24 protein-coding genes are annotated in these 21,913 nt (G+C 65.4%); 14 read left to right on the top strand and 10 right to left on the bottom strand.

All coding sequences use genetic code 11. The annotated features are described in order from the left end of the window. Nucleotides 1–76 precede the first annotated feature (76 nt). The 5 genes from U5A65_RS31425 to U5A65_RS31405 all read left to right on the top strand — a co-directional run bounded on the left by U5A65_RS31425 (nt 77) and on the right by U5A65_RS31405 (nt 6,028). On the top strand, nt 77–439 hold the full coding sequence (locus U5A65_RS31425) for a Rap1a/Tai family immunity protein (protein ID WP_028207010.1): 363 nt from the start codon (nt 77–79) through the stop codon (nt 437–439). A 185-nt stretch (nt 440–624) separates the two neighbouring features. After that, nucleotides 625–1,917 (top strand): mechanosensitive ion channel family protein, encoded by a 1,293-nt coding sequence (locus tag U5A65_RS31420; RefSeq protein WP_321937583.1) that lies wholly within the window; start codon nt 625–627, stop codon nt 1,915–1,917. A gap of 100 nt (nt 1,918–2,017) precedes the next feature. Further along, nucleotides 2,018–3,424 (top strand): alpha,alpha-trehalose-phosphate synthase (UDP-forming), encoded by a 1,407-nt coding sequence (gene otsA / locus U5A65_RS31415; protein ID WP_321914894.1) that lies wholly within the window; start codon nt 2,018–2,020, stop codon nt 3,422–3,424. Between the two features lie 105 nt (nt 3,425–3,529). Further along, complete coding sequence (locus U5A65_RS31410; protein WP_321948818.1) at nt 3,530–4,696, top strand: AAA family ATPase; 1,167 nt, start codon at nt 3,530–3,532, stop codon at nt 4,694–4,696. Nucleotides 4,697–4,960: 264 nt separating this feature from the next. Further along, a complete protein-coding gene (locus U5A65_RS31405; protein ID WP_321914896.1) occupies nt 4,961–6,028 on the top strand; it encodes a glycosyltransferase family 4 protein in 1,068 nt (355 codons plus the stop codon). A gap of 33 nt (nt 6,029–6,061) precedes the next feature. Here the strand turns inward: U5A65_RS31405 and U5A65_RS31400 are convergent, their stop codons facing one another. The 3 genes from U5A65_RS31400 to U5A65_RS31390 form a co-directional block, all read right to left on the bottom strand. Beyond that, nucleotides 6,062–6,649 (bottom strand): YSC84-related protein, encoded by a 588-nt coding sequence (locus U5A65_RS31400; protein ID WP_321948817.1) that lies wholly within the window; start codon nt 6,647–6,649, stop codon nt 6,062–6,064. 128 nt (nt 6,650–6,777) lie between these two features. After that, the gene (locus tag U5A65_RS31395) at nt 6,778–7,221 is read right to left on the bottom strand and encodes a hypothetical protein (RefSeq protein WP_321914898.1); all 444 of its coding nucleotides are present in this window, start codon (nt 7,219–7,221) and stop codon (nt 6,778–6,780) included. Nucleotides 7,222–7,540: 319 nt separating this feature from the next. Next, a complete protein-coding gene (locus U5A65_RS31390) occupies nt 7,541–7,867 on the bottom strand; it encodes a PsiF family protein (RefSeq protein ID WP_321937579.1) in 327 nt (108 codons plus the stop codon). A 215-nt stretch (nt 7,868–8,082) separates the two neighbouring features. Between U5A65_RS31390 and U5A65_RS31385 the strand changes: the two genes are divergently transcribed. Further along, nucleotides 8,083–8,379, top strand: a complete 297-nt coding sequence (locus U5A65_RS31385) for a YciI-like protein (protein WP_321948816.1) — start codon at nt 8,083–8,085, stop codon at nt 8,377–8,379. Nucleotides 8,380–8,446: 67 nt separating this feature from the next. Here the strand turns inward: U5A65_RS31385 and U5A65_RS31380 are convergent, their stop codons facing one another. Beyond that, complete coding sequence (locus tag U5A65_RS31380) at nt 8,447–9,118, bottom strand: phosphoribosyltransferase (protein WP_321914901.1); 672 nt, start codon at nt 9,116–9,118, stop codon at nt 8,447–8,449. Between the two features lie 287 nt (nt 9,119–9,405). Here U5A65_RS31380 and U5A65_RS31375 point away from each other — a divergent pair, with 287 nt between their 5' ends. Beyond that, nucleotides 9,406–9,627 carry a hypothetical protein gene (locus U5A65_RS31375; protein WP_158757792.1) on the top strand — a complete coding sequence of 74 codons (222 nt, stop codon included), beginning with the start codon at nt 9,406–9,408 and terminating at the stop codon, nt 9,625–9,627. Nucleotides 9,628–9,647: 20 nt separating this feature from the next. On the opposite strand, the gene U5A65_RS31370 is transcribed toward U5A65_RS31375, so the two are convergent. After that, nucleotides 9,648–10,505: a LysR substrate-binding domain-containing protein gene (locus tag U5A65_RS31370; protein WP_321914902.1), complete on the bottom strand. Its 858-nt coding sequence runs from the start codon at nt 10,503–10,505 to the stop codon at nt 9,648–9,650. Between the two features lie 138 nt (nt 10,506–10,643). Between U5A65_RS31370 and U5A65_RS31365 the strand changes: the two genes are divergently transcribed. From U5A65_RS31365 to U5A65_RS31355, 3 genes are all read left to right on the top strand, one after another. Next, nucleotides 10,644–11,804, top strand: a complete 1,161-nt coding sequence (locus U5A65_RS31365; protein ID WP_321937574.1) for a 2-aminoethylphosphonate--pyruvate transaminase — start codon at nt 10,644–10,646, stop codon at nt 11,802–11,804. A gap of 54 nt (nt 11,805–11,858) precedes the next feature. Further along, a complete protein-coding gene (gene phnX / locus U5A65_RS31360; RefSeq protein WP_321914904.1) occupies nt 11,859–12,662 on the top strand; it encodes a phosphonoacetaldehyde hydrolase in 804 nt (267 codons plus the stop codon). A gap of 77 nt (nt 12,663–12,739) precedes the next feature. Then, entirely contained in the window at nt 12,740–13,057 is a 318-nt protein-coding gene (locus tag U5A65_RS31355; RefSeq protein WP_321914906.1) for a YnfA family protein, read from the top strand. A 12-nt stretch (nt 13,058–13,069) separates the two neighbouring features. Here U5A65_RS31355 and U5A65_RS31350 read toward each other — a convergent pair whose 3' ends face one another. Next, nucleotides 13,070–13,513 carry a thioesterase family protein gene (locus U5A65_RS31350; RefSeq protein WP_233881541.1) on the bottom strand — a complete coding sequence of 148 codons (444 nt, stop codon included), beginning with the start codon at nt 13,511–13,513 and terminating at the stop codon, nt 13,070–13,072. 185 nt (nt 13,514–13,698) lie between these two features. Between U5A65_RS31350 and U5A65_RS31345 the strand changes: the two genes are divergently transcribed. From U5A65_RS31345 to U5A65_RS31330, 4 genes are all read left to right on the top strand, one after another. Continuing rightward, entirely contained in the window at nt 13,699–14,340 is a 642-nt protein-coding gene (locus U5A65_RS31345) for a GNAT family protein (protein WP_321948815.1), read from the top strand. A 539-nt stretch (nt 14,341–14,879) separates the two neighbouring features. Continuing rightward, nucleotides 14,880–15,323: a PRC-barrel domain-containing protein gene (locus tag U5A65_RS31340; RefSeq protein WP_321948814.1), complete on the top strand. Its 444-nt coding sequence runs from the start codon at nt 14,880–14,882 to the stop codon at nt 15,321–15,323. Between the two features lie 133 nt (nt 15,324–15,456). Further along, nucleotides 15,457–16,278, top strand: coding sequence for a polyphosphate kinase 2 (ppk2, locus tag U5A65_RS31335; protein WP_321914909.1), 822 nt, complete (start codon nt 15,457–15,459; stop codon nt 16,276–16,278). Nucleotides 16,279–16,364: 86 nt separating this feature from the next. Continuing rightward, nucleotides 16,365–16,619, top strand: coding sequence for an RNA-binding protein (locus tag U5A65_RS31330; protein ID WP_110387579.1), 255 nt, complete (start codon nt 16,365–16,367; stop codon nt 16,617–16,619). 127 nt (nt 16,620–16,746) lie between these two features. On the opposite strand, the gene arcC is transcribed toward U5A65_RS31330, so the two are convergent. The 4 genes from arcC to arcD all read right to left on the bottom strand — a co-directional run bounded on the left by arcC (nt 16,747) and on the right by arcD (nt 21,565). After that, nucleotides 16,747–17,676 (bottom strand): carbamate kinase, encoded by a 930-nt coding sequence (arcC, locus tag U5A65_RS31325; RefSeq protein WP_321914910.1) that lies wholly within the window; start codon nt 17,674–17,676, stop codon nt 16,747–16,749. Between the two features lie 76 nt (nt 17,677–17,752). Beyond that, a complete protein-coding gene (locus tag U5A65_RS31320) occupies nt 17,753–18,763 on the bottom strand; it encodes an ornithine carbamoyltransferase (protein ID WP_321914911.1) in 1,011 nt (336 codons plus the stop codon). 47 nt (nt 18,764–18,810) lie between these two features. Further along, the gene (arcA, locus tag U5A65_RS31315) at nt 18,811–20,070 is read right to left on the bottom strand and encodes an arginine deiminase (protein WP_415765940.1); all 1,260 of its coding nucleotides are present in this window, start codon (nt 20,068–20,070) and stop codon (nt 18,811–18,813) included. A 13-nt stretch (nt 20,071–20,083) separates the two neighbouring features. Then, nucleotides 20,084–21,565 carry an arginine-ornithine antiporter gene (arcD, locus tag U5A65_RS31310; protein WP_321948813.1) on the bottom strand — a complete coding sequence of 494 codons (1,482 nt, stop codon included), beginning with the start codon at nt 21,563–21,565 and terminating at the stop codon, nt 20,084–20,086. Between the last annotated feature and the right edge of the window lie 348 nt (nt 21,566–21,913).

Below are 21,913 nucleotides of genomic sequence, written 5' to 3'. Positions count from 1 at the left end.
CACTGGACCAACGCGGCCGACCGGCGGCGCTCGACATGCTCGCGGCGCCGCTCCCCACGACAATTCAAGGAGAACCATGCTGCGGGTTCTGATCTGTGCGGGCGCGATGGCGTTGCCGCTCTCCGCTTTCGCATTCACGGCAAGCGACCTCAACCGGCTCTGCACGAAGACCGACGTGGCTTCGCGCAGTGCGTGCGCTGCCTATATCGAAGGTGCCGCCGACGGCATTTTCAACACGATCGACGCCATTGGCGGCACTACCGGGCCGCGCGTGGGTCAATACTTCTGCCTGCCGCCCGACGCGCGCTCCGCGCAACTGACCGACGCGGTGCGCAAGTACATCGCCGACAACCCGAACGTGGCAGGCTATAACGCCAGCACCGCCATTTCGCTCGGGCTTGGCAAGGCGTTTCCCTGCAAGACCGGCAACGGCAGCTGAGGCCAGTCGGTTGTTGTAGATGTAACAGGTAGCACGGCGCGGCGCCTTCTCTCGCCGCGCCACTCATCATCGAGGCCGCTGCGAGGCCAGTTGAACCGTCGCCGTGGCCGTCCGCGGGCCTGGCGCCCGTGCCGTTTCCAAGAGTCACCTTTTTGCTCAGGATGCTCAGGAGGAACTGGCCGCAGATGCCGACACTCGACGATCTCTCCCGTTTTACCGACGCGCCGTTGCACGACTGGCTCGGCACGTTGCTCGTGAGCGCGCTCGCGCTCGTTCTCGCGTTCGCCATGCACTGGGTCGGCGGCCGCGTCCTGCTGCGCATCGCACGCCCGTATCCGCGCGTCAGCGGGTTCTTGCGCTATATCCGCAAGCCGGCTTTGGCCGTCCTCGCCATCCTCGCGATCGAGTTCGTCTGGTGGCAGGCGCCCGACACGCTCAGGCACATCGACGGCCTGCGCGAGTTGTGCGCGTTCGCGCTGATCGCCGCGATCACCTGGCTTTCGGTGCGCTGCGCGGCCGCGATTGGCGAGGCCATCATCGCCGCGCATCCGCTCGACATCGCCGACAACCTCCAGGCCCGCCGCATTCACACCCAGGCCCGCGTGCTCGCGCGCACGGTGATGGTGCTCATCATCATCGTGGGGGTGGGCGCGGCGCTCATGACCTTCCCGAACGTGAGGCAGATCGGTGCGAGCCTGCTCGCTTCGGCGGGCGTTGCCGGTCTCGTTGCCGGTATCGCGGCACGCCCCGTGCTAGGGAATCTGATCGCCGGTTTGCAGATTGCGCTCTCGCAGCCGATCCGGCTCGACGACGTGGTCGTGATCCAGGGCGAGTGGGGGCGCATCGAGGAAATCACGGGCACCTACGTTTCGGTGCGGATCTGGGACCAGCGGCGGCTCATCGTGCCGCTGCAGTGGTTTATCGAGAATCCGTTCGCGAACTGGACGCGCAGCAGTTCGCAGATCATCGGCACGGTGTTTCTGTGGCTCGACTACCGCATGCCGCTCGCGCCGCTGCGCGAGGCGCTCGCGCGCATCGTCGACGGCGCGCCCGAATGGGACCGCCGCGTGCAGGTTCTACAGGTCACCGACGCCAACGAGCGCGCCATGCAGGTGCGCGTGCTCGTGAGTTCGCGCGACTCGGGCCTGAACTTCGATTTGCGTTGCCGCGTGCGCGAAGGGCTGCTCGATTTCGTCAACGAGCACTATCCGCAGTTCCTGCCGCGTGCGCGCGCCGAGGTTTCCGCGGAACTCGAAAGCAGCAGCGGCGACGTGTCGTCGTTCGTGCGGCGCCCGGCGCGGCAGGCTGCGGCGAGCACGGCGGCTCATACTGAGGCCGATCCCGTGACGGGCACACGCGTGCCGGGGGATAGCGAGGAACTGGAGGTGCGTCGCCAGGCGGCGGCGGCGGACGCCAACGCGACCGAAGCCGCCAGCGCCCGTGAGCCGGCGACTGAAAGTCGCCGCGAGGGAGCCTGAACCGCAGCGAAGGTCACCTGAGCACAACGGCGGCATGCTGCTCGGGCAATCCATTGCGCAGTCGATGCAGCAGTGCGAGGACAGGAGGAGGAACGGCAAGATGGGCAGACTGATAGTCGTCTCGAACCGCGTGGCGACGCCGACCGAAACCAAAGGCTCGGCGGGCGGGCTCGCGGTTGGCGTGTTCGGCGCGCTGAAGGACGCGGGCGGCGTGTGGTTCGGCTGGAGTGGCGACGTGGTGAGCGAGACGGTGGCGAACGCGGGGCCGACGCTCGTCGAAGACGGCCCCGTCACCTTCGCAACGGTCGGCCTCACGCGCAAGGACTACGATCAGTACTACCGCGGCTTCTCGAACGCCACGCTGTGGCCGGTCTTCCACTACCGCAACGACCTTGCGCGCTACGAGCGCGACGAATATGCGGGCTACCGGCGCGTGAACGCGTGGCTCGCGCACAAGCTCATGAAGCTGCTTCACCCGGACGACAACATCTGGGTTCACGACTATCACCTGATTCCGTTCGCCGAAGCGCTGCGCTCGGAAGGCGTGCGCAACCGTATCGGCTTCTTCCTGCATATTCCGTTTCCTTCGCCGCAAGTGCTGCAGACCATTCCACCGCACGAGGAACTCGTCAGATCGCTGTGCTGCTACGACCTGCTGGGCTTCCAGACGCAAAACGACCAGCAGGCGTTTCACGACTACATTGCGCGCGAGGCGCGCGGCAAGGTGGGAGCGCGCGCGGAGAATCCGGAGCATGGGGAGGTCGAAGCGTACGGCCGCAAACTGCGCACGGGTGTCTACCGCATCGGCGTGTTTCCCGATGAAATCGCCGAGCAGGCTGCGCGCTATGAAAGCCGCCAGCACGTGCTCGATCTCAAGCAGAGTCTGGAAGGGCGCAAGCTCATCATGAGCGTGGACCGGCTCGACTACTCCAAGGGGCTCGTCGAGCGGTTCCACGCGTTCGAGCAGTTGCTGGAAACATCGCCCGAATGGCGCGGCAAGGTCACGCTCGTGCAGATCGCGCCGCCCACACGCTCGGACGTCGCGAGCTACAAGGTCATACGCGAGGAACTGGAGCGCGAGGCGGGGCGCATCAACGGCCGCTATTCGAGCCTCGATTACACGCCAATCCGCTATCTGAGCCAGCAGTACGACCGCTGGAAACTGATGTCGCTCTTTCGCGAGTCGCAAATCGGCTATGTGACGCCGCTGCACGACGGCATGAACCTCGTCGCCAAGGAGTATGTGGCCGCGCAGAATCCCGCCGATCCGGGCGTGCTCGTGCTCTCGATCTTCGCGGGCGCCGCGGCTGAACTTTCCGGTGCGTTGCTCGTGAATCCTCACGATGCGGCCGGTATGTCGGAAGCGCTGGAGCGCGCGCTCTCGATGCCGCTCGAAGAACGCCAGGCGCGCTATCAGACCAACATGGAGGCGCTCAGACGCAACGATCTGGGCGTGTGGCGCGACAGCTTCCTGCGCGATCTCGCGGCAGTGCCCCAGCCGCGCTGACGGATGCAGGGCACAGGCGGTTCGCGTGGCTGAACGATTGCGTATGATGCGTGGCTTATCGAGGCACCACCAAGGCATCACCCAAGGCACTCGCCACGCACGTTCATGCTGACTACGCTCGCCATCGCCAATTACCGCTCGCTGCGCGAACTCATCGTGCCGCTGGGCGCGCTCAACGTCGTGACCGGCCCGAACGGCAGCGGCAAGTCGAATCTCTATCGCGCGCTGCGCCTGCTCGCGCTCACGGCGCGCGGCGGCGTGATTCCGTCGCTGGCGCGCGAAGGCGGCCTGCAATCGACGCTATGGGCGGGCCCCGAGCGCTTCTCGCGCGCGGTCGCAGCGGGTGAGTACGCCGTGCAGGGCACGGTGCGCAAAGACGCGGTGAGCCTGCGCCTTGGTTTCGCGGGCGACGCCTTTGGCTACGCGATCGACCTGGGATTGCCGTTGCCTTCGTCCACCTCGCAGTTTTCGCTGGACCCGGTCATCAAGCGCGAGTGCATCTGGAGCGGACCGATCCTGCGGCCTTCGGCGCTGCTCGTGGACCGCCAGGGGCCGATGATCCGCATCCGCGACGCATCGGGCGAATGGACGACGCTCGCGCAGCCCGTGGCGAGCTTCGACAGCATGATGACCGAGTACGCCGACCCGCGCAGCGCGCCTGAAATGATCGCCGTGCGCGAGCAGATCCGCTCGTGGCGCTTCTACGACCACTTCCGCACCGACGAACACGCGAGCGCGCGCCAGGTGCAGATCGGCACGCATTCGCCAGTGCTAGCCGACGACGGCGCCAACCTCGCCGCCGCGCTGCAAACGATCCGCGAGATCGGCGATGGGCAGGCGCTCGACACCGCCATTGGCGACGCCTTTCCGGGCGCGCGCGTGGAGATCGTGAATCACGAGGGCCGTTTCGAGGTGGCGCTGCGCCAGGAGGGGTTGCTACGGCCGCTGCGCGGCGCGGAGCTCTCGGACGGGACCTTGCGTTACCTGTTGCTCGCGGCGGCGCTGCTGAGCCCGCGGCCGCCCGGCCTGCTGGTGCTCGACGAGCCCGAGACGAGCCTGCACCCGGACCTGCTGCCGTCGCTTGCACGGCTCATCGCGCGGGCGTCGCGGCACTCACAGGTCATCGTGGTCTCGCACGCGGCGCGGCTCGTGGCGGCACTGGAGCGCGAGGCGGGCAGCCAGTCCGTCGTGCTCGAGCGGCGCCTCGGCGCAACCGGATTCGCCGATCCGGACACGCTCGACGCGCCGGCATGGAAATGGCCCGCCAGGTAGGCCGGCAGGGCAAACGCAGGGATTGTTTCGGCATGTAACACCGTATAGAAATTGAAAGACTGACGGCGCACGTCGCCCGCTTGCCGAATAATGGGGATAGCCGAATGGGACAGTTGCCCGTCGCGCAGGCCTGACCGGACCCAACCCCGCAACAATCCGTGCTTACCCGGGGTAAGCCCGGGCCGCGGAGGCCGGGTCCGGCTGCCTTAGAATGTCCAGCACCGCAAGAACGGGCAACGCGGCCCCGTTTCCTGGAGACACTCGATGAGAATTGCGCAGATCGCCCCGCTGACCGAATCGGTCCCGCCCAAGCTCTATGGCGGCACCGAGCGCGCTGTTTCATACATCACCGAAGCGCTGGTCGAACTCGGGCACGACGTCACGCTGTTCGCGAGCGGCGATTCGCTCACGAGCGCGAAGCTCGAGCCCGTGTGGCCGCGCGCGCTGCGGCTAGACCCCGGCATTCGCGACCGCATCGCGCCGCACATGCTCCTCATGGAAATGGTGCGCCGTCAGGCCGACCAGTTCGATGTGTTGCACTTCCATATGGACTACTACTCGTTTTCGGTGTTCAAGCGCCAGGAAACGCCGTTCGTGACGACGCTGCACGGCCGCCTCGACCTGCCCGAACAGCAGCCGGTGTTCGATACGTTCAACACCGCGCCCGTCATTTCGATCTCGAACTCACAGCGTCAGCCGATGCCGCAGGCGCGCTGGCTGCGCACGGTCTACCACGGCTTGCCCGAGACGCTCTATACGCCGCAGCCCGTGGAGCAGCGCTATCTTGCATTTCTCGGCCGCATTTCGCCGGAAAAGCGCGTCGACACGGCAATACGCATTGCCGGGCGTTGTGGGTTGCCCATCCGCATCGCCGCCAAGGTCGACGAAGCGGACCGCGAGTATTTCGAGCGCGACATCAAGCCGCTGCTCGCGCTGCCGCACGTCGAGTACGTGGGCGAGATCAACGACAGCCAGAAGGCCGAATTCCTCTCCGGCGCGCATGCGCTGCTGTTCCCGATCGACTGGCCGGAGCCGTTCGGCCTCGTGATGATCGAGGCGATGGCATGCGGCACGCCCGTGGTCGCGTTCAATCGCGGCGCGGTGCCGGAGGTGGTGGAAGAGGGTGTGACGGGTTTTATCGTCGAGGACGAGATTGGTGCCGTGGCGGCGGTGAACCGCATCTCGCGCGTGACGCGTGCCGGTGTGCGGCGCCGCTTCGAAGAGCGTTTCACCTCGCACCGCATGGCGCAGGAGTACGTGCAGGCGTATGAGGCCGTGATTCGCGCGAACAAGCGCTCGCGCTTCAAGGTGATCGATACGTCCGCGAGTTGAGCCCGCGGACGTAACGGGCGCGCTTACGCGCGTTTAAAGGTCGAGCTTCGTGATCTTCGTGCCGCCGAGCGAGAGGTCGCCGATCAGCCCGCTGTTGGTGAGCACGAAGACCTGCACGGGCTTGGTGGCCGTGGTGGTGTCGATCGAGCCGTTCGCGCCGACCTTCACGAGCGCGACCGATGCGTCGCCGCCTGCCGACCAGCCGCTCGAATTGCGGAATTTCGCGAGCGCGTCTTCCGTCATGAAGAGATAGACGACCGACTTCGACTGCACGCCGAGCGTTGCGCCGACCGAAGCCGACGACGTGCTGTAGAAGCCAACCGTGCTGCCGCCCACGCGCAGCGCGCCGTCGCCGTGCTCGCCGCCTACGCCAATGCCCGCCTGGATCACGCGCGGAAACACGAGGATGCCGCGAGCTTTGCTGACCAGTTCGCGCGAGCCTGGCACGGTTTGATAGAGACGCGAAAGCGTAGCGTCGACGTCGGAGTTGATTGAGTCGGCGCGCGACGCGTTGGTCGCGGCGTTCGGTGCCTGGCTGCCGGTGGTGGTGCAGCCCGAGAGTGCCGCGGCGCCGACGGCGATAGCGACAGAAGCCTTCAAAATGAAGCGGGATACGGCCATTTTATTCTCCGTTCTGGTTTCCGGGCGCCGTGATGTCACGGCGTCCGTTTGTTATACCTGAACGTCCCGCTCCGCACTTTGAGGCTGCGCAGCACAAACGCTGCGCGGTGGCGCATGCACGAAAGAAGCTAGTGCTCCGGCACCGGTTTGGCCGTGGGCCGCCGCAGGGCGCGCTTCACGCCGCCGATCAGCACGCCGAACGCGAGCAGCACCGCAGCGGGCACGACCCAGTAACCGACGAACGCGTGCCACAAATAGCCCGCGAGCGTGGTGCGTCGTACCGCGTATTCATCGCGCGCTTCCTGCTGGCGCTGCGCGTTCGCCGCGAGCACTGCGGCGGGGCAACCGGCCGCACGCGCGGTGTCTGGCGTGCCGTGGCAGCGTAGCGCGGCGCCGGCGTCACGCTCGGCGTCGGTGAAGGTCCAGGTCGTCAGCGCGCGCTGCAAGTCCGCGCGGTTGTACGCCATCTCGTCCTGAACCTCGCGCACCGCGACGATCATCACCGGGACAAGCCAGAAGGTGATCACCATCAGCCAGCGGCGAAACCAGCGGTTCTTGTGTCTCCATGCCATCTGCGCCTCCGTTCGATGCCTTTGGCATCAACGTCAACTCGGCTGCCCGATGGCTAATAGGTGATTTCGCAGGCAGGGGCCGCCGCTCCAGCCATCATAGGAGAAAAACGACCAGGCTGAATGCGCTGGATTACGCAAATCCGCGCGTTTTCAGGTGACTTCGCCTCCTTCCACGATGATTCGCACAACCGAAGACCCGGGCGCGCGCAGATCGAGCGAACGCTGCAGCGCACAAAACCGACGCATAAAAAAACGCGCCGCAGCAAACGCTGCGGCGCGTGGGACCTGCCGTTCAGAAGGGTGCCTGAATTCGGTTCGCTCAGCTCTTTGTCGAAAGGCACGTCTTCATGAAAGCCTTGCGGTCGTCGCCCTTTTTGTCGCCGGCCTGGGCGTTGCACGCCTTCATGCGCTCCTGCTGGGTCATCGTCGGAGCCGGAACACCGGCAGCCGAAAGACACTGCTTCATGAAAGCCTTGCGATCATCGCCTTTCTTGTCGCCGGCCTGGGCGTTGCACGCCTTCATCTTGTTTTGCTGGCTGTTCGCAGCGGGCGCGGCGGGCGCAGCAGGCGCGGCGGTTTGCGCGAACGCCGGCGCGGCCAGCACGCCGCCCAGCACGATTGCAGCAATGACGGATTGCATCTTCATCGTTCACTCCCTTGAGTTTGGTCGTTCTGAGTTACCGTGCGGCCTGGCCGCTTGTGGACGGTGCGTCTTGCGTGCGCCGCCATTATGGCAAAGCCGCCATTAAAACGATGCGGCGATGTGTTCGGTTGACGCGCGCGCTGCTGCACAATGTTCGCTATCGGCCGTCGACTCAGCCAACCTCGTCCGACGCGGCCGCAACAGCACGGAGAACACGCATGCATTACCTCTTGATGTACGAGCTTGCAGACGACTATCTCGAACGCCGCCCCGAACACCGCAGCGCGCATCTGGCGCTCGCTTGGGCCGCCGCCGAACGCGGCGAACTACTGCTCGGGGGAGCCATTGCCGATCCCGTCGACAACGCGCTGCTGCTTTTCCAGGGCGAAAGCCCGGCCGCCGCAGAAGCGTTCGCGCGCGCCGACCCGTATGTGCGCTCAGGGCTAGTGAAGCGGTGGCGCGTGCGGCCCTGGCAAACGGTGGTGGGCGAAGCGGCTTCGAATCCGGTGCGATAGGGTGCGCCAGGGTGCAATAGGGCGCGGCTGGGTGCGATCGACTGCGAGCACAAACAGCGGGCGAGGTTCAGACTGGCGCTTCGCCGTTTGCGTCCTCAGCGGCCGCTAGCGCCAGCAGGTCGCGTACGGTCTCGTCGCTGACCTGATCGAAGTCGAGGTAGAACTGGCCGACGCTGTAGAACGCCTCGGGCATGCGTGCGCAAACGAATTCGTCCACGGCGCCGCTCAGGCGCTCTTGCGAGCCGGCGGGCGCGACCGGAAGCGCCGCGACAATGCGCGCCGGGCCAAGCGTGGCAAGTGCGAGCGCCGCGGCCTTGAGCGACGCACCTGTGGCCATCCCGTCGTCGACGACAATCGCGACCCGGCCCGCCACGGCAAGCGGCGCACGTTCGCCGCGATAGCGCGCCTCGCGCCGGCCAAGCTCGATACGCGCGAGCGCCATGGCGCTTTGCAACTGCGCTTCGCTCACGCCGGCGCTGCGCACGAGCGAGCTGTCCACGTACTGTGCGCCGTTCGACGACAGCGCGCCCATGGCGAGTTCCGCCTGCCAGGGCAGGCCGAGCTTGCACACGGGCAGAACGTCGAGCGGCACGTGCAGCGCCTTCGCGATTTCATAGCCTACCGGCACGCCGCCGCGCGGGAGCGCGAGCACGATCACGTCGCGTCTGCCCGCGTAGGCCGAGAGCGGACCGGCGAGCAAGCGGCCCGCCTCGCGGCGGTCGGTAAAGGGGCGTTCCATGAGGAGATCCTCCGATTCCGTTGCGGGCAAACCGCCGCACAACGATGCGTTCAGTTTGCCACTCACAGGCGCACGCTGCTCGTAAAGCAACGCCGCGCACGCAGCCAGCACGCCGCACACCGTGCGAGTGGTGCGAATGGTGCGAATGGTGCGAGCGGCTCGCGCATGCCACTGCCAGCGCGATCCAAAGCCTGGCGGCATTCATTTGCATACGCGGATTTCTCGTTTGGCGCGCTCGTGCTGCCTCGCTACGATGAAGTCGATCCCGCTACCGACGAGGTCTCGCCATGTCCGAATCCGCCTCCTTCAATCCGCGCGTCGTCGAACCGGTCGTGCCCGATGCGCCTGACGGCCTCGGGCTTGCCGTCGAGCTATGGCTCGCGCGCCCGGTCGACGGCATCGCGGGCCGAGCCGTGCGCATACACCTGCGGCACGGCGCGCGCATGGAGCAGGCCGAGACGCTGCGCGATCTGCTCCATGCGGTCGGCACGGCGATCGTGGTCTCCTGAAGGCCCGGTCATCGCGCTCCTTAATCGAGCGGCGTGGCAAAGAGCGCGTCGAGCAGGTTCGACGAGGACGTGTCGGCGAGGCGCGTGAGCGATTCGACCATGCGCACCTGGCAGTCCACGAGCGGCAGCATGCGAATGCGCCGTGACTCGCCGAATTCCGCATGCGCGATCACGCCCACGCCCACGCCTTGCGCGATGGCCGTCTGCAGCGCCTCGCGCCCATCCACATAGAGCACGGGCTGGACCTGCAAGCCTTTGCGCACGAGTTCGGCTTCGAGCAATTGCTGCGTGACCGAATGCGTTTCGCGAAACACCATGGGTTCGCGCACGAGTTCCTCATAGGTCATGCGGCGCTTCTTCGCGGCGGGGCTCTCCGCGGGCACCACCGCGACCAGCGGTTCCTCGCGCAGCACGCGCGCCTGCAACCGGCTGTGCACCTGGCGCGCGGCCGTGATCGCGGCGTCGGCTTCGCTCGCGAGCACGCGGCGCATGCATTCAGTCGCGTTCGCGATCGAGAGCTTGATCACCACGCCGGGATAGCGCCGCCTGAACGCGCCGATCAACTTGATCGCGAGGTCCGGCGCGTCGGCGGCGAGGGCGAGTTCGCCCGATTCGAGCGCGCCCGCCGCTTCGAGCAGCCGCCGCGCGTCGCGCTCGCAGCCCACCATCTGACGCGTCACCGCGAATAGCCGCCGCCCGAGTTCCGTGAGTTCCACGCCGCGCGGCCCGCGCTCGAAGAGTTTGACCCCGAAATCCTGTTCGAGCCGCTTCACGTGGTCCGATACGGCCGGCTGCGTGAGCGAGAGCGCCTGCGCGGCGCGTGAGAACCCGCCGTGTTCGGCGACCGCGTGAAAAGCACGCAACTGCGCGTATTGCATGTCGAAGCGCTCCGGTAACAGGGGAAACGGCAAGGGATAAGTCAGGCTTATATCGACATCGATTATATCGATTTTACCGATGGATGGCGCTGCGCTAACGTGTCGCCATTGACAGCCCTGACGCCCACCGGAGCCCGCATGACCACCCCCGCCGAGCCGTATCTCCTGACCCCCGGACCGCTCACCACCGCGGCCTCGACCAAGGCCGCGATGCAGCGCGACTGGGGCTCGTGGGACGCCGACTTCCGCGCCATGACCGCGCAGTTGCGCGCCGCGCTGCTCCAGATCGCGGGCGACGAGCGTGGTGACTATGACTGCGTGCCGTTGCAGGGCAGTGGCAGCTATTGTGTCGAGGCGATGCTCGGCAGCTTCGTGCCGCGCGATGGCCACGCGCTCGTGCTCGCCAACGGCGCGTATGGCAAGCGCATTGCCACGACGCTGCGCTACCTGGGCCGCCAGCACACCGTGCACGATACCGGCGACTACCTGCCGCCTCGCGCCGCGGACGTCGAGCGCCTGCTGGTCGCGAACCCGGACATCACGCATGTCGTCGTCGTGCACTGCGAGACCAGCTCCGGCATTCTGAACCCGATCGAGGAGATCGCGGCCGTGACGGCGCGCCAGGGGCGGCGCCTCCTGATCGACTCGATGAGCGCGTTCGGTGCCGTTCCGCTCGACGTGCGCGCGCTGCCTTGCGACGCGTTCGTTTCGTCGGCGAACAAGTGCATCGAGGGCGTGCCGGGCTTCGGCTTCGTGATCGCGAAAAAAGAAGTCCTGAGCCGCGCAAAGGGCGTGAGCCACTCGCTCGCGCTGGACATCTACGACCAGTGGGATGTCATGAACCGCACCGGCCAGTGGCGCTTCACGCCGCCCACGCATGCCGTGGCCGCGTTCATCGAGGCGCTGCGGCTGCACGCGCTCGAAGGCGGTCAGCCTGGGCGACTTGCACGCTATGCGCACAACCGCGACGTGCTCGTCGAGGGCATGCGCGAGCTCGGTTTCGAGCCGCTGCTGACCGAATCCTGGCGCTCGCCCATCATCGTCACGTTCTTTTCGCCGGCCGATCCCGCATTCGACTTCACGCGCTTTTACGAGCTCATGAAGGCACAGGGTTTCATCATCTATCCGGGCAAGCTGACCAGTGTGGAGAGTTTTCGCATCGGCTGCATCGGTGCGCTCGACGAAACCGTCATGCGCCGCGTCGTGGCCGCATGCGGCGAAGCGCTGCGCGCGCTCGGCGTGGCGAGTGCCGCGCCCGCGCCAGTCGATCTCGGCGCACGCGAAGCGCTCGCCGCTTGATGCGCGCCTATTGTTAAGAGTACAGACCACCGATTATTTGGCAGGACGCATGCAATGAAACACGTCAAGGCAGTGATCTTCGACTGGGCGGGCACCGTGGTCGACTACGGCTCGCGCGCGCCAATGGGCGCCTTCGTCGAGACCTTCGAGCAATTCGGCGTGCCGGTCACGATCGACGAGGCGCGCGGGCCGATGGGCATGGCCAAGCGTCCGCACATCGCGGCGCTGATGGCGCTGCCGCGCGTCGCGGCGGCATGGGAAGCGCGCTACGGCCACGCGCCGGGCGAGGCCGATATCGACGCCGTGTACGACGTCTTCGTGCCGAAGAACGTTGCCGTGGCCGCGCAGTACAGCGACGTCATTCCAGGCGTGGCGGCCGTGACCGCCGCGCTGCGCGCCGATGGCGTGCGCATCGGCTCGACCACCGGCTACACGCGGGAGATCATCGACCAGATCGTGCCGGGCGCGAAGGCACAGGGCTTCGAGCCGGACAGCATCGTCTGCACCGGCGACACGCCCGAGGGCCGGCCATCGCCCTACATGATCTACCGCACGCTGCCGCAACTCGGCGTGTGGCTCGCTCGCGATGCGATCAAGGTGGACGACACCGAAGTCGGCATCGAAGAGGGCATCAACGGCGGCACGTGGGCGGTCGGGGTCGCCGTGAGCGGCAACGCCTTCGGCCTGACCGAGGAAGAAGTCCACGCGCTCGCCCCCGATGAATTCGCACGCCGGCGCGCCGCGGCCGTAGAGCGTCTGCGCGCGGCGGGCGCGCACTATGTGATCGACAGCGTCGCCGACCTGCTGCCCGTGGTGAACGAGATCGAATCGCGGCTTGCCCGCGGCGAGCGGCCGTAAGCTGTATCTCGCGCGGCTTTTGCAGGCGACCCCGTCGCCTGCGCTAACATGGGCGCCCCTGTCATTGGCCGCCGCCCATGAAGACGTTTCTACTTTTTGTCGTGACCGCGCTCGCCGAGATCGTCGGCTGCTATCTGCCTTACCGGTGGCTGCGCGAAGGCGCGAGCGCGTGGCTTCTGTTGCCGGCCGCTGTTTCGCTTGCGCTTTTCGCCTGGCTGCTCACGCTGCATCCCACGGCCGCCGGGCGCACCTATGCGGCCTATGGCGGCGTTTATGTGTGCGTGGCGATTCTCTGGCTCTGGGCCGTCGAGGCGATCCGGCCAAGCCCCTGGGACTGGGCCGGCATCGGCTTCACGCTGGCCGGCATGGCGCTCATCATGTTCCAGCCGCGTTGAACGGCGCGAACCTCAACCGACGGTATTGACCTGCGGAAACTTGTCGCGAAAGGCCTGCGGCATCGGTACGACCTTTTTCGCTTCGTAATCGAAGAATACGAAGCCGGATTTCGCCATGGCGATGAGCGCGCCGTCGGCGGGCCGCGTAATGCGAAAGATGATGTCGCCGCCGTACTTGTTGAAATCCATGATGCCCACTTCGAAGCAGAGCGCGTCGCGCGCGTAGGCTTCGGCGCGATAGGTCGTGGCCAGATCGGTCACGATGATGCTCGTGTGCGCGTCCTTCATGCCCTCGATGCCCGCGTCGAACAGAAAACGCGCGCGCGCCTCGGAAATCATCGAGATCATCGAATCGTTCGCGAGGTGATTGGCCGAATTGATGTCGGTAACGCGCACTGTGAGGTGCGTCGAGTAATAGAACTGGTCTTCGGGAAAGTGGAGCTCGATGCGGGCCATGATGCGATGCGAAAAATTGGGGACGGGCGACGCCAGCGGGCTTGTAGGGCATGGGCGCCGGGGCGCGTTGGCAGGCGCGATTGTAACGGCTGACGCGTCGCCCCCGGTGCCAGCCCGGCGCTAGAATGCGTGAGCCTTTCGCCCGAGACTACCTTGCGCGCTCGCCATATTCATCGATTCCCGCCATGACCGACATAGCTGGCCCCGCATCCCGCACCGCCGCCGATACGCCCCCCGCGCCGAACGAGTTGCCCACACTAAACGGCCGCACGGTCGCGCTCCATCCGCTCTGCGCGCAAGACGCGCCACGCCTCGTCGCCGCGGCGGCGGACGGCGAACTCTGGAACCTCAAGGTGACGGTGGTGCCTGGTGCCACTACCGTCGATGCCTGGATTGCCCGTGCGCTCGATGGCGTGCGTGCCGGCACCGTCATTGCGTTCACGATCCGGCTGCGCGCCAGTGATCGCGTGGTGGGGAGCACGCGTTTCTGGAAGGTCGACCGTGAGAACCGCAAGCTGGAAATCGGCTCGACGTGGCTCGCTGCCTCGGCGCAGCGCACTGTCGTGAATACCGAGGCGAAGTTTCTGATGCTCAGCTACGCCTTCGAAACGCTCGGCTTCGTGCGTGTGCAGTTCACGACCGACGTGCTCAACGCAAAGTCGCGTGCCGCAATCCTGCGCCTGGGTGCGAAAGAAGAGGGCGTGGTGCGCCGTGAACGCATCATGCCGGATGGCCGCAAGCGCGATTCCATGCGCTTTAGCATCATCGAGGACGAGTGGCCCGAGGTGAAGGCTGGCTTGTTGCGGCGGTTACAAGCCGCCGGCTGAGCCTTGCCGCGTCGGCGCAGCCGCTCGGGTGGCGCTTCAGTCGGCGGATCGCCTTCGGGTACCGGCGGCGGCTCGGGGTCCGAAACCGGAGGGGGCGGTGGGCGACGCGGATTATCGGGCTCCTCTGTCGGCAGATGGGCCTCGGGACCACGCAAAAAGCGAGCGGCAAGAAGGAAGTTCGAACGCATAGACCTCTCCGCGTTGCAGGATGCGTGTGCGTGATGCGCTGCGGCACCGCGAATCCACGCAAATCCATTTGCCCTGCGAAGCGCAAGCGCCGTGCCGCACAACACGCTCCTGGAACGCACGTTGCCGCGATTCGCGCACGGACCTTTGCAGTCATCTGTGAGTGGCGCGCGGCTATCCGCGCGGGCAGCAGTGGGACATCCGCCGCGCCGCGCTGGTCCCGGCGCGATTGCGCGCCGTGTAGGCGCAACCGTACTCCGTAAGCGACTCCTCATGGTGAACGTGGGCCCCCGGGTACAGCGCTTGCATTGGCGCGGTATTCATCGTCCATTTGCACAAGGGAGGGGGATACCATGACGACACAATCGAATCGCCCGCTGAAGTCGCGTGACCGGGCATGCCGGCACACATCGGCATGCGTCGTCGCGCTTGCGTGCGCGCTTGGGTGCACGTTGGGCGCGCCTTCTGCCGCGCTCGCGCAGGGCGCACCGCAATCGATCGCCGTGCAGCGCATGGCCACGGTGCAGTCGGGCACAGGCTTTCGCGCGTCGAAGCTCGTAGGCTCCGATGTCTACGACAATAGCGGCGGCAAGATCGGCGCAATCGACGACATCGTGCTCGAATCGCCTGACGAAGGCGCCTTCGCCATTCTCTCCGTGGGCGGCTTCCTCGGCATGGGCAAGCATCTCGTGGCCGTACCGTTCAACGATCTGCGCATCGACAGGAAACAGATCGTACTGCAGACCGATAAGGCGCAGCTAAAGGCCATGCCCGAGTTCAACTACGCGCACGATTGACGCGCGCGCGGGCGCGCTTGCTGGAGGTCAAGCCGGCCAGCGCCTTAGTCCAAAGTCCTATTGCGCGCGCCACGTCCACACACCATAGTGGAAGGATGCCTCGTGGGAGGCGTCCGAAGCGGGGAGCAATTCAATGGCGAAGAAAGAGGAAGTCAAGGCCGCGAGCGCAACGCAGCCGGCGGAAAAACTCAGCGAAAAAGCCTATCAAAAGGAGCTCGAGCACTTGCATGGCGAACTCGTTCGCTTGCAGGAGTGGGTGGTCCAGAAGCGCCTGCGGGTATGCATCCTGTTCGAAGGGCGCGACGGCGCAGGCAAGGGCGGCACGATCAAGGCGCTCACCGAACGGGTGAGCCCGCGCGTGTTTCGCGTATTCGCGCTGCCCGCGCCCACGGAGCGCGAAAAGTCGCAAATGTACTTTCAGCGCTACCTGCCGCTGTTGCCCGCTGCCGGTGAAATCGTGGTGTTCGACCGCAGCTGGTACAACCGTGCGGGCGTTGAGCGCGTGATGGGCTTTTGCACGCCGGAACAGGCGACGGAATTCCTGCGCGGCGTGCCGCTCATCGAGCGCGCCATCATCGACTCGGGCACGATCCTCATCAAGTTCTGGCTCGAAGTGAGCCAGAAAGAACAGACGCGGCGCCTCGAAGGGCGCATCAACGACCCACGCAAGATCTGGAAGCTTTCGCCGATGGACCTGCTGTCGTATAGCCGCTGGTACGACTATTCACGCGCGCGCGACGAAATGTTCGACATGACCGATACGCCGGAATCCCCATGGTTCGTTGTCCGATCCGATGACAAGAAACGCGCGCGCCTGAACGTCATCAATCATATTCTGAACACCATTGCGTACAAGGCGCTGCCGCGCGAGAAGGTCACGCTGCCCGATCGCCAGAAGCCACATGGTTACCGCGACCCGGACTACCCCTACCGGTACGTGCAGGAGAAGTACTGAGCGGCGCGCGCGATCCGGCGCGGCTTCTCGTCGCGGCGGATCAAACCACACTATCATCACGATTGAACGCTCACGAGGGGTAGACCATGGCCGAACTGCTGCTGGGAAATATCGACGAACACGTCACGGACGCCGAAATCAACGAGTTTCTGGAGCGCTACGGTTTTCCGCCGTACGACGCGATTCAGCGCATCGAGGGGGCGGGGCGTCCCGGCGCCTTGCTCACCTTCCACGCGGCGAGCGAAGAGGGGCTGCGCAGGTTGCAGGGCCGCATCAACAACCTGTTCTGGCGCGATCACACCATCAGCGCTCAGGTCATGCCGCCGGCGCGCGAGGAGTAGGCGGGCGCCAACACTCAACAGGGCGCGTACCACGGCTTTGTCAGCTGCGGTGCGCGCCCTGCGTTTTCAGGCGCCGTTTCAGGGCGCTCGAACTCGGGCCGAAGTCAGGCCTGAACTCAGGCCGGCGTCAATAAAAGATCAACCCCGGCTTCTCCGTGCTCACGCGCGTGCCCGCCTTGCCTTGGGTAATCGCCACGATATCGGGCAGCGCGCCAATCACTGCATCCTTGCCGGTGTTACGCGCGAACTCGGCTGCCGCCATGACCTTCGGTCCCATCGACCCGGCCGCAAAGCCAAGCTTCTCCAGTTCGTCGGGATGCGCGCTTGCAATCGCCTTTTGCGAGGGCTTGCTCCAGTCGACGTAAGCGGCGTCCACGTCGGTGGCGATGATGAGCATGTCTGCTTCCAGCTCCTGCGCGAGCAGGGCGGAGCACAGATCCTTGTCGATCACGGCCTCCACGCCGCCCAGCTTGTGGCCTTCGCCGTAAAGCGTCGGAATGCCGCCGCCGCCCGCGCAGATCACGATCGTGCCGCGCTCCAGCAGCCATTTCACGGGGCGGATCTCGAAGATGTGCTTCGGCCGCGGGCTCGCCACGACACGGCGGAACTTGTCGCCATCCGGCGCGATGGCCCAGCCACGTTCGGCGGCAAGCTGCTCCGCCTGTTCCTTCGTGTAGACCGGGCCGATCGGTTTGCTCGGATGCTGGAACGCCGGATCGTTCGCGTCCACTTCGACCTGGGTGAGAATGGTCGCGAAGGGCACCTCGTACGGCAGGAGATTGCCGAGTTCCTGCTCGATCATGTAGCCGATCATGCCTTCGGTCTGCGCGCCGAGCACGTCGAGCGGGTAGCTGGGCACGTCCTTGTAGGCTTCGCCTTGCAACGCGAGCAGGCCGACCTGCGGCCCGTTGCCGTGCGCGATCACCAGTTCGTTACCCTGTGCGATCTGCGAGATCTGGGTGGCCGCGAGGCGCACGTTTTCGCGCTGGTTCTCCGCCGTCATCGGCTCGCCGCGACGCAGCAGCGCGTTGCCGCCGAGCGCAATCACGATTCGCATGTCTGACTCCCAAGGTTAGGCGTATCGGTGAAGTGGGGCGCGCGCACTGCACACGCGCCCCGTCGAGCGGCGTGGCTCAAATGTCGGCGAGCGTCGACACGAGAATCGCCTTGATCGTGTGCATGCGGTTTTCCGCCTGCTCGAAGGCCAGATTCAGCGGCGACTCGAACACTTCCTCCGTGACCTCAACACCGCCCTTGAGCTCGGGATACTTGTCGGCGATCTGCTTGCCGATCACGGTCTCGCTGTTGTGGAAGGCGGGCAGGCAGTGCATGAAGCGCGTATGCGGCGTGCCGCTCGCTTTCATGAGCGCCATGTTCACCTGGTACGGCAGCAGCGCCTTGATGCGCTCGCCCCAGGCTTCCATGGGCTCGCCCATCGAGACCCACACGTCGGTGTGGATGAAATCGACGTCCTTGACGGCGGCCTTGGGGTCCTCGGTGAGCAGGATGCGCGCGCCGCTTTCCTCGGCGAACTTCTTGCAGTCCGCCACGAGATCGTCATGCGGCCAGAGCGACTTCGGCGCCGCAATGCGCACGTCCATGCCGAGCTTCGCGCCGACGAGCAGCAGCGAGTTGCCCATGTTGTTGCGCGCGTCGCCGAGATACGCGTAGCTGATTTGCGTGAGCGGCTTGTCGGAATGCTCGCGCATGGTGAGCACGTCGGCGAGCATTTGCGTGGGGTGGTATTCGTCGGTCAGGCCGTTGAACACGGGCACGCCCGCGAACTTCGCCAGTTCCTCGACGATGTCCTGTTTGAAGCCGCGATACTCGATCGCATCGTACATGCGGCCCAGCACGCGTGCCGTATCCTTCATGCTCTCCTTGTGGCCGATCTGCGAGGAGGTTGGATCGATGTAGGTGACGTTCGCGCCCTGATCGTAGGCCGCGACTTCGAACGCGCAGCGCGTGCGCGTGGAAGTCTTCTCGAAGATCAGCGCAATATTGACGCCCTTGAGGTGTTGCTGCTCGGTCCCCGTGTACTTGGCGCGCTTGAGGTCGCGCGAGAGGTCGAGCAGATAACGCAGCTCGCGGGTGCTGTGATGCATCAGACTAAGCAGGCTGCGGTTGCGCAGATTGAAAGCCATGTCGTTTCTCCGTTGCGAATGCAGTGGGTTGCGGTTTGGTGCGGCGCTCAGAGATCGATGGCGTCGCGCACGATCGGGCACGTCATGCAGTGGCCGCCGCCGCGCCCGCGGCCCAGTTCGCTCGCCGTGATCGTGATGACCTCCACGCCGGCCTTGCGCAGCAGCGTATTCGTATAGGTGTTGCGGTCGTAGCCAATCACGACGCCGGGTTCGAGGCACACCACGTTGTTGCCGTCGTCCCATTGCTCGCGCTCGGCCGCGAACGCGTTGCCGCCCGTCTCGACGATGCGCAGGGCCTTCAGGCCCATCGCTTCGGCCACCACGTCCACGAAGGGCTTTTCCTCACGGCGCAGGTCGAGCTTCGAGGGGCTCTTGTCGTCGGGGCGAACCGAGAACGGCACGATCTCGTTGACGACTTCCGGGAAGATCGTCACGAGGTCGCGGTCGCAGAAGCTGAACACCGTATCGAGGTGCATGGCTGCGCGCGACTTGGGCAGGCCCGCCACGACGACGCGCTTTGCGCCGCCTTTGGCGAAAAGGTTCTGCGCCAGACGCCCGATGGCCTGGCGGCTCGTGCGCTCGCCCATGCCGACCAGCACGACGCCGTTGCCAATCGGCATCACGTCGCCGCCCTCCAGCGTGGCCGCGCCATGGTCCTCGTCGGGGTCGCCGTACCAGACCTCGAAGTCCTTGCCGGCGAACTGCGGGTGATAGCGGTAGATCGCCGTGGTGAGCAGCGTCTCCTGCCGCCGCGCCGGCCAGTACATCGGGTTCAGCGATACGCCGCCGTAGATCCAGCATGTCGTGTCGCGCGTGAAAAGCGTGTTGGGCAGCGGTGGCAGCACGAAGCTCGAATAGCCGAGGTAGCTGCGGAACTCCTTCAGGATCTTGCTTTGGTCGCTGTCCGGAACATCCTCGGCCACCACGCCGCCAATCAGAAATTCCGCGGTGCGGCGCGGCTCCAGCCCTTCGAGCCAGCTGCGCACCTCGCCGGCCAGCGAAACGCCCACGGTTTCCGGGCGAATCTTGCGATCGAGGATGTACTTGAGCGCTTCCGGGTTCTGAATCGCTTCGGTCAGCAGATTGTGCATCTCGAGGACTTCCACGCCGCGTTCGCGCATCTTCGTCACGAAGTCGAAGTGGTCGCGCTTCGCCTGGCTGACCCAGATGACGTCGTCGAATAGCAGTTCGTCGCAGTTGCTGGGCGTGAGGCGTTGATGCGCGAGTCCGGGTGAGCACACCATGACCTTGCGCAGCTTGCCCGCCTCGGAATTGACGCCAAAGGCGACAGTGTCCGTACTCATCATGAGACTCCTCGAATCAGAGGGTGAGAAAGCCCTTGTACAGGCCGAAAGCTGCCACCAATGCGCCAATCAGCACAGCGGCGAAAACGAACCTCTCGATGTTCGTGAACACGGGCTGGCCGACTTCGCGTTTTGCGCGCGCGAACAGCACGATGCCTGGCGCGTAGAGCAACGCGGAGAGCAGCACGTATTTGAGACCGCCGGCGTAAATGAGCCAGATCGCGTAGATCACGGCAACGCCCGCGATGACGAGGTCCTTGCTGCGCTCGCCGCTGTCGGTTTCGTACGTTTCGCCGCGCAGCGCGAGCAGGAATGCGTAGGCCGCCGACCAGAAGTAGGGCAGCAGGATCATCGAGGTCGCGAGATAGATGAGCGAGAGATACGTGCCCTTCGAGAACAGCGTGATGACGAGGAAGATCTGCACCATGCCGTTCGTGAGCCACAGCGCGTTGGCCGGCACGTGCTTCGCATTTTCCTTGCGCAGGAAGTTTGGCATCGTGTGGTCGCGCGCGGCCGAGAAGATGATTTCGGCGCACAGCAGCACCCACGAGAGCAGCGCGCCCGCGAGCGACACGACCAGCCCCACGCTGATCAGAATCGCGCCCCAGTGGCCGACCACGTTTTCGAGCACGCCTGCCATCGAAGGATTCTGCAGGGCGGCGAGTTTGGGCTGCGTGAGCACACCGAGCGACAGCACGTTCACGAGCACGAGCAAAAGCAGCACGCCAACAAAACCGATGACCGTGGCCTTGCCGACATCGCTGCGCTTCTCCGCACGCGCGGAGAAGATGCTCGCGCCTTCAATACCGATGAACACCCACACGGTCACGAGCATCATGTTGCGAACCTGGTTCGTCACGCTGCCGAGCTTGGGATTCATTTGTCCCCAGAAGTCGGCCGTGAAGGTGCTGGAGCGGAACGCAAACGCACAGAGAATAATGAAGAGGCACAGCGGCACCAGCTTCGCGACCGTGGTGATCTGGTTGACGATCGCGGCTTCCTTGATGCCGCGCAGCACGAGAAAGTGCAGCGCCCAGAGCAGCACCGAGGCGCAGATGATGGAGATCGGCGTATTGCCCTCGCCGAAGACCGGGAAGAAGTAGCCGAGCGTACTGAACAGGAGAACGAAGTAGCCGACGTTGCCGAGCCACGCGCTGATCCAGTAGCCCCACGCCGAGCCAAAGCCCATGTAGTCGCCGAAGCCGGCTTTCGCGAAGGCGTACACCCCGCCGTCGAGTTCGGGCTTGCGCACGGCCAGTGACTGGAACACGAACGCGAGCATGAGCATGCCGACCGCGGTGATCGCCCAGCCGATCAGCACCGCTCCGGCGTCGGCGCTGGCCGCCATGTTTTGCGGCAGCGAAAAGATACCGCCCCCCACCATCGAGCCCACGACGAGGGCGGTGAGCGCGCCGAGGCGCAGCCTGTTGGCGGCGGCTGGCGCGGCGGCGCTATCGGGTTTTGCGGCGGGGCGAGGCGTAGACGTCGATTCGGACATGCGCGGTCTCCTGTACGAGCCGGCAGGGCCGCAGATCTCGCGCTGCGCGCCAACCCGTCAACTTGCTTTGTGCCTGCGTCTGCAGCGCGCGTCGCATGCCGCGAGAGCGCAACCCGCGCCGCTACGCGCTCAATCTGATAGTGGGCGCGCGATCTGACAATAAGACCTTGGTCCGATAGGGAGAGGAGAATTGGCGGGAATTAGCGAAATTAAAGGCATTAGCGCATTGCATTTTTATGACAGCTCATATGCCAATTGCGTACGGGCTAAGTCATAAACATGATCTCCCCGCAGAACAGGTGTTGTGCGCGGTGAGGAGAATCCGAGATTTGGTTGATTTGTGCGGTA

Origin of the sequence: Paraburkholderia sp. J10-1, assembly GCF_905220165.1 — a bacterium.
Classification (GTDB): domain Bacteria; phylum Pseudomonadota; class Gammaproteobacteria; order Burkholderiales; family Burkholderiaceae; genus Paraburkholderia.
Note: the sequence above shows the minus strand (reverse complement) of the source record. Positions and strands in the feature narration are given on the sequence as shown.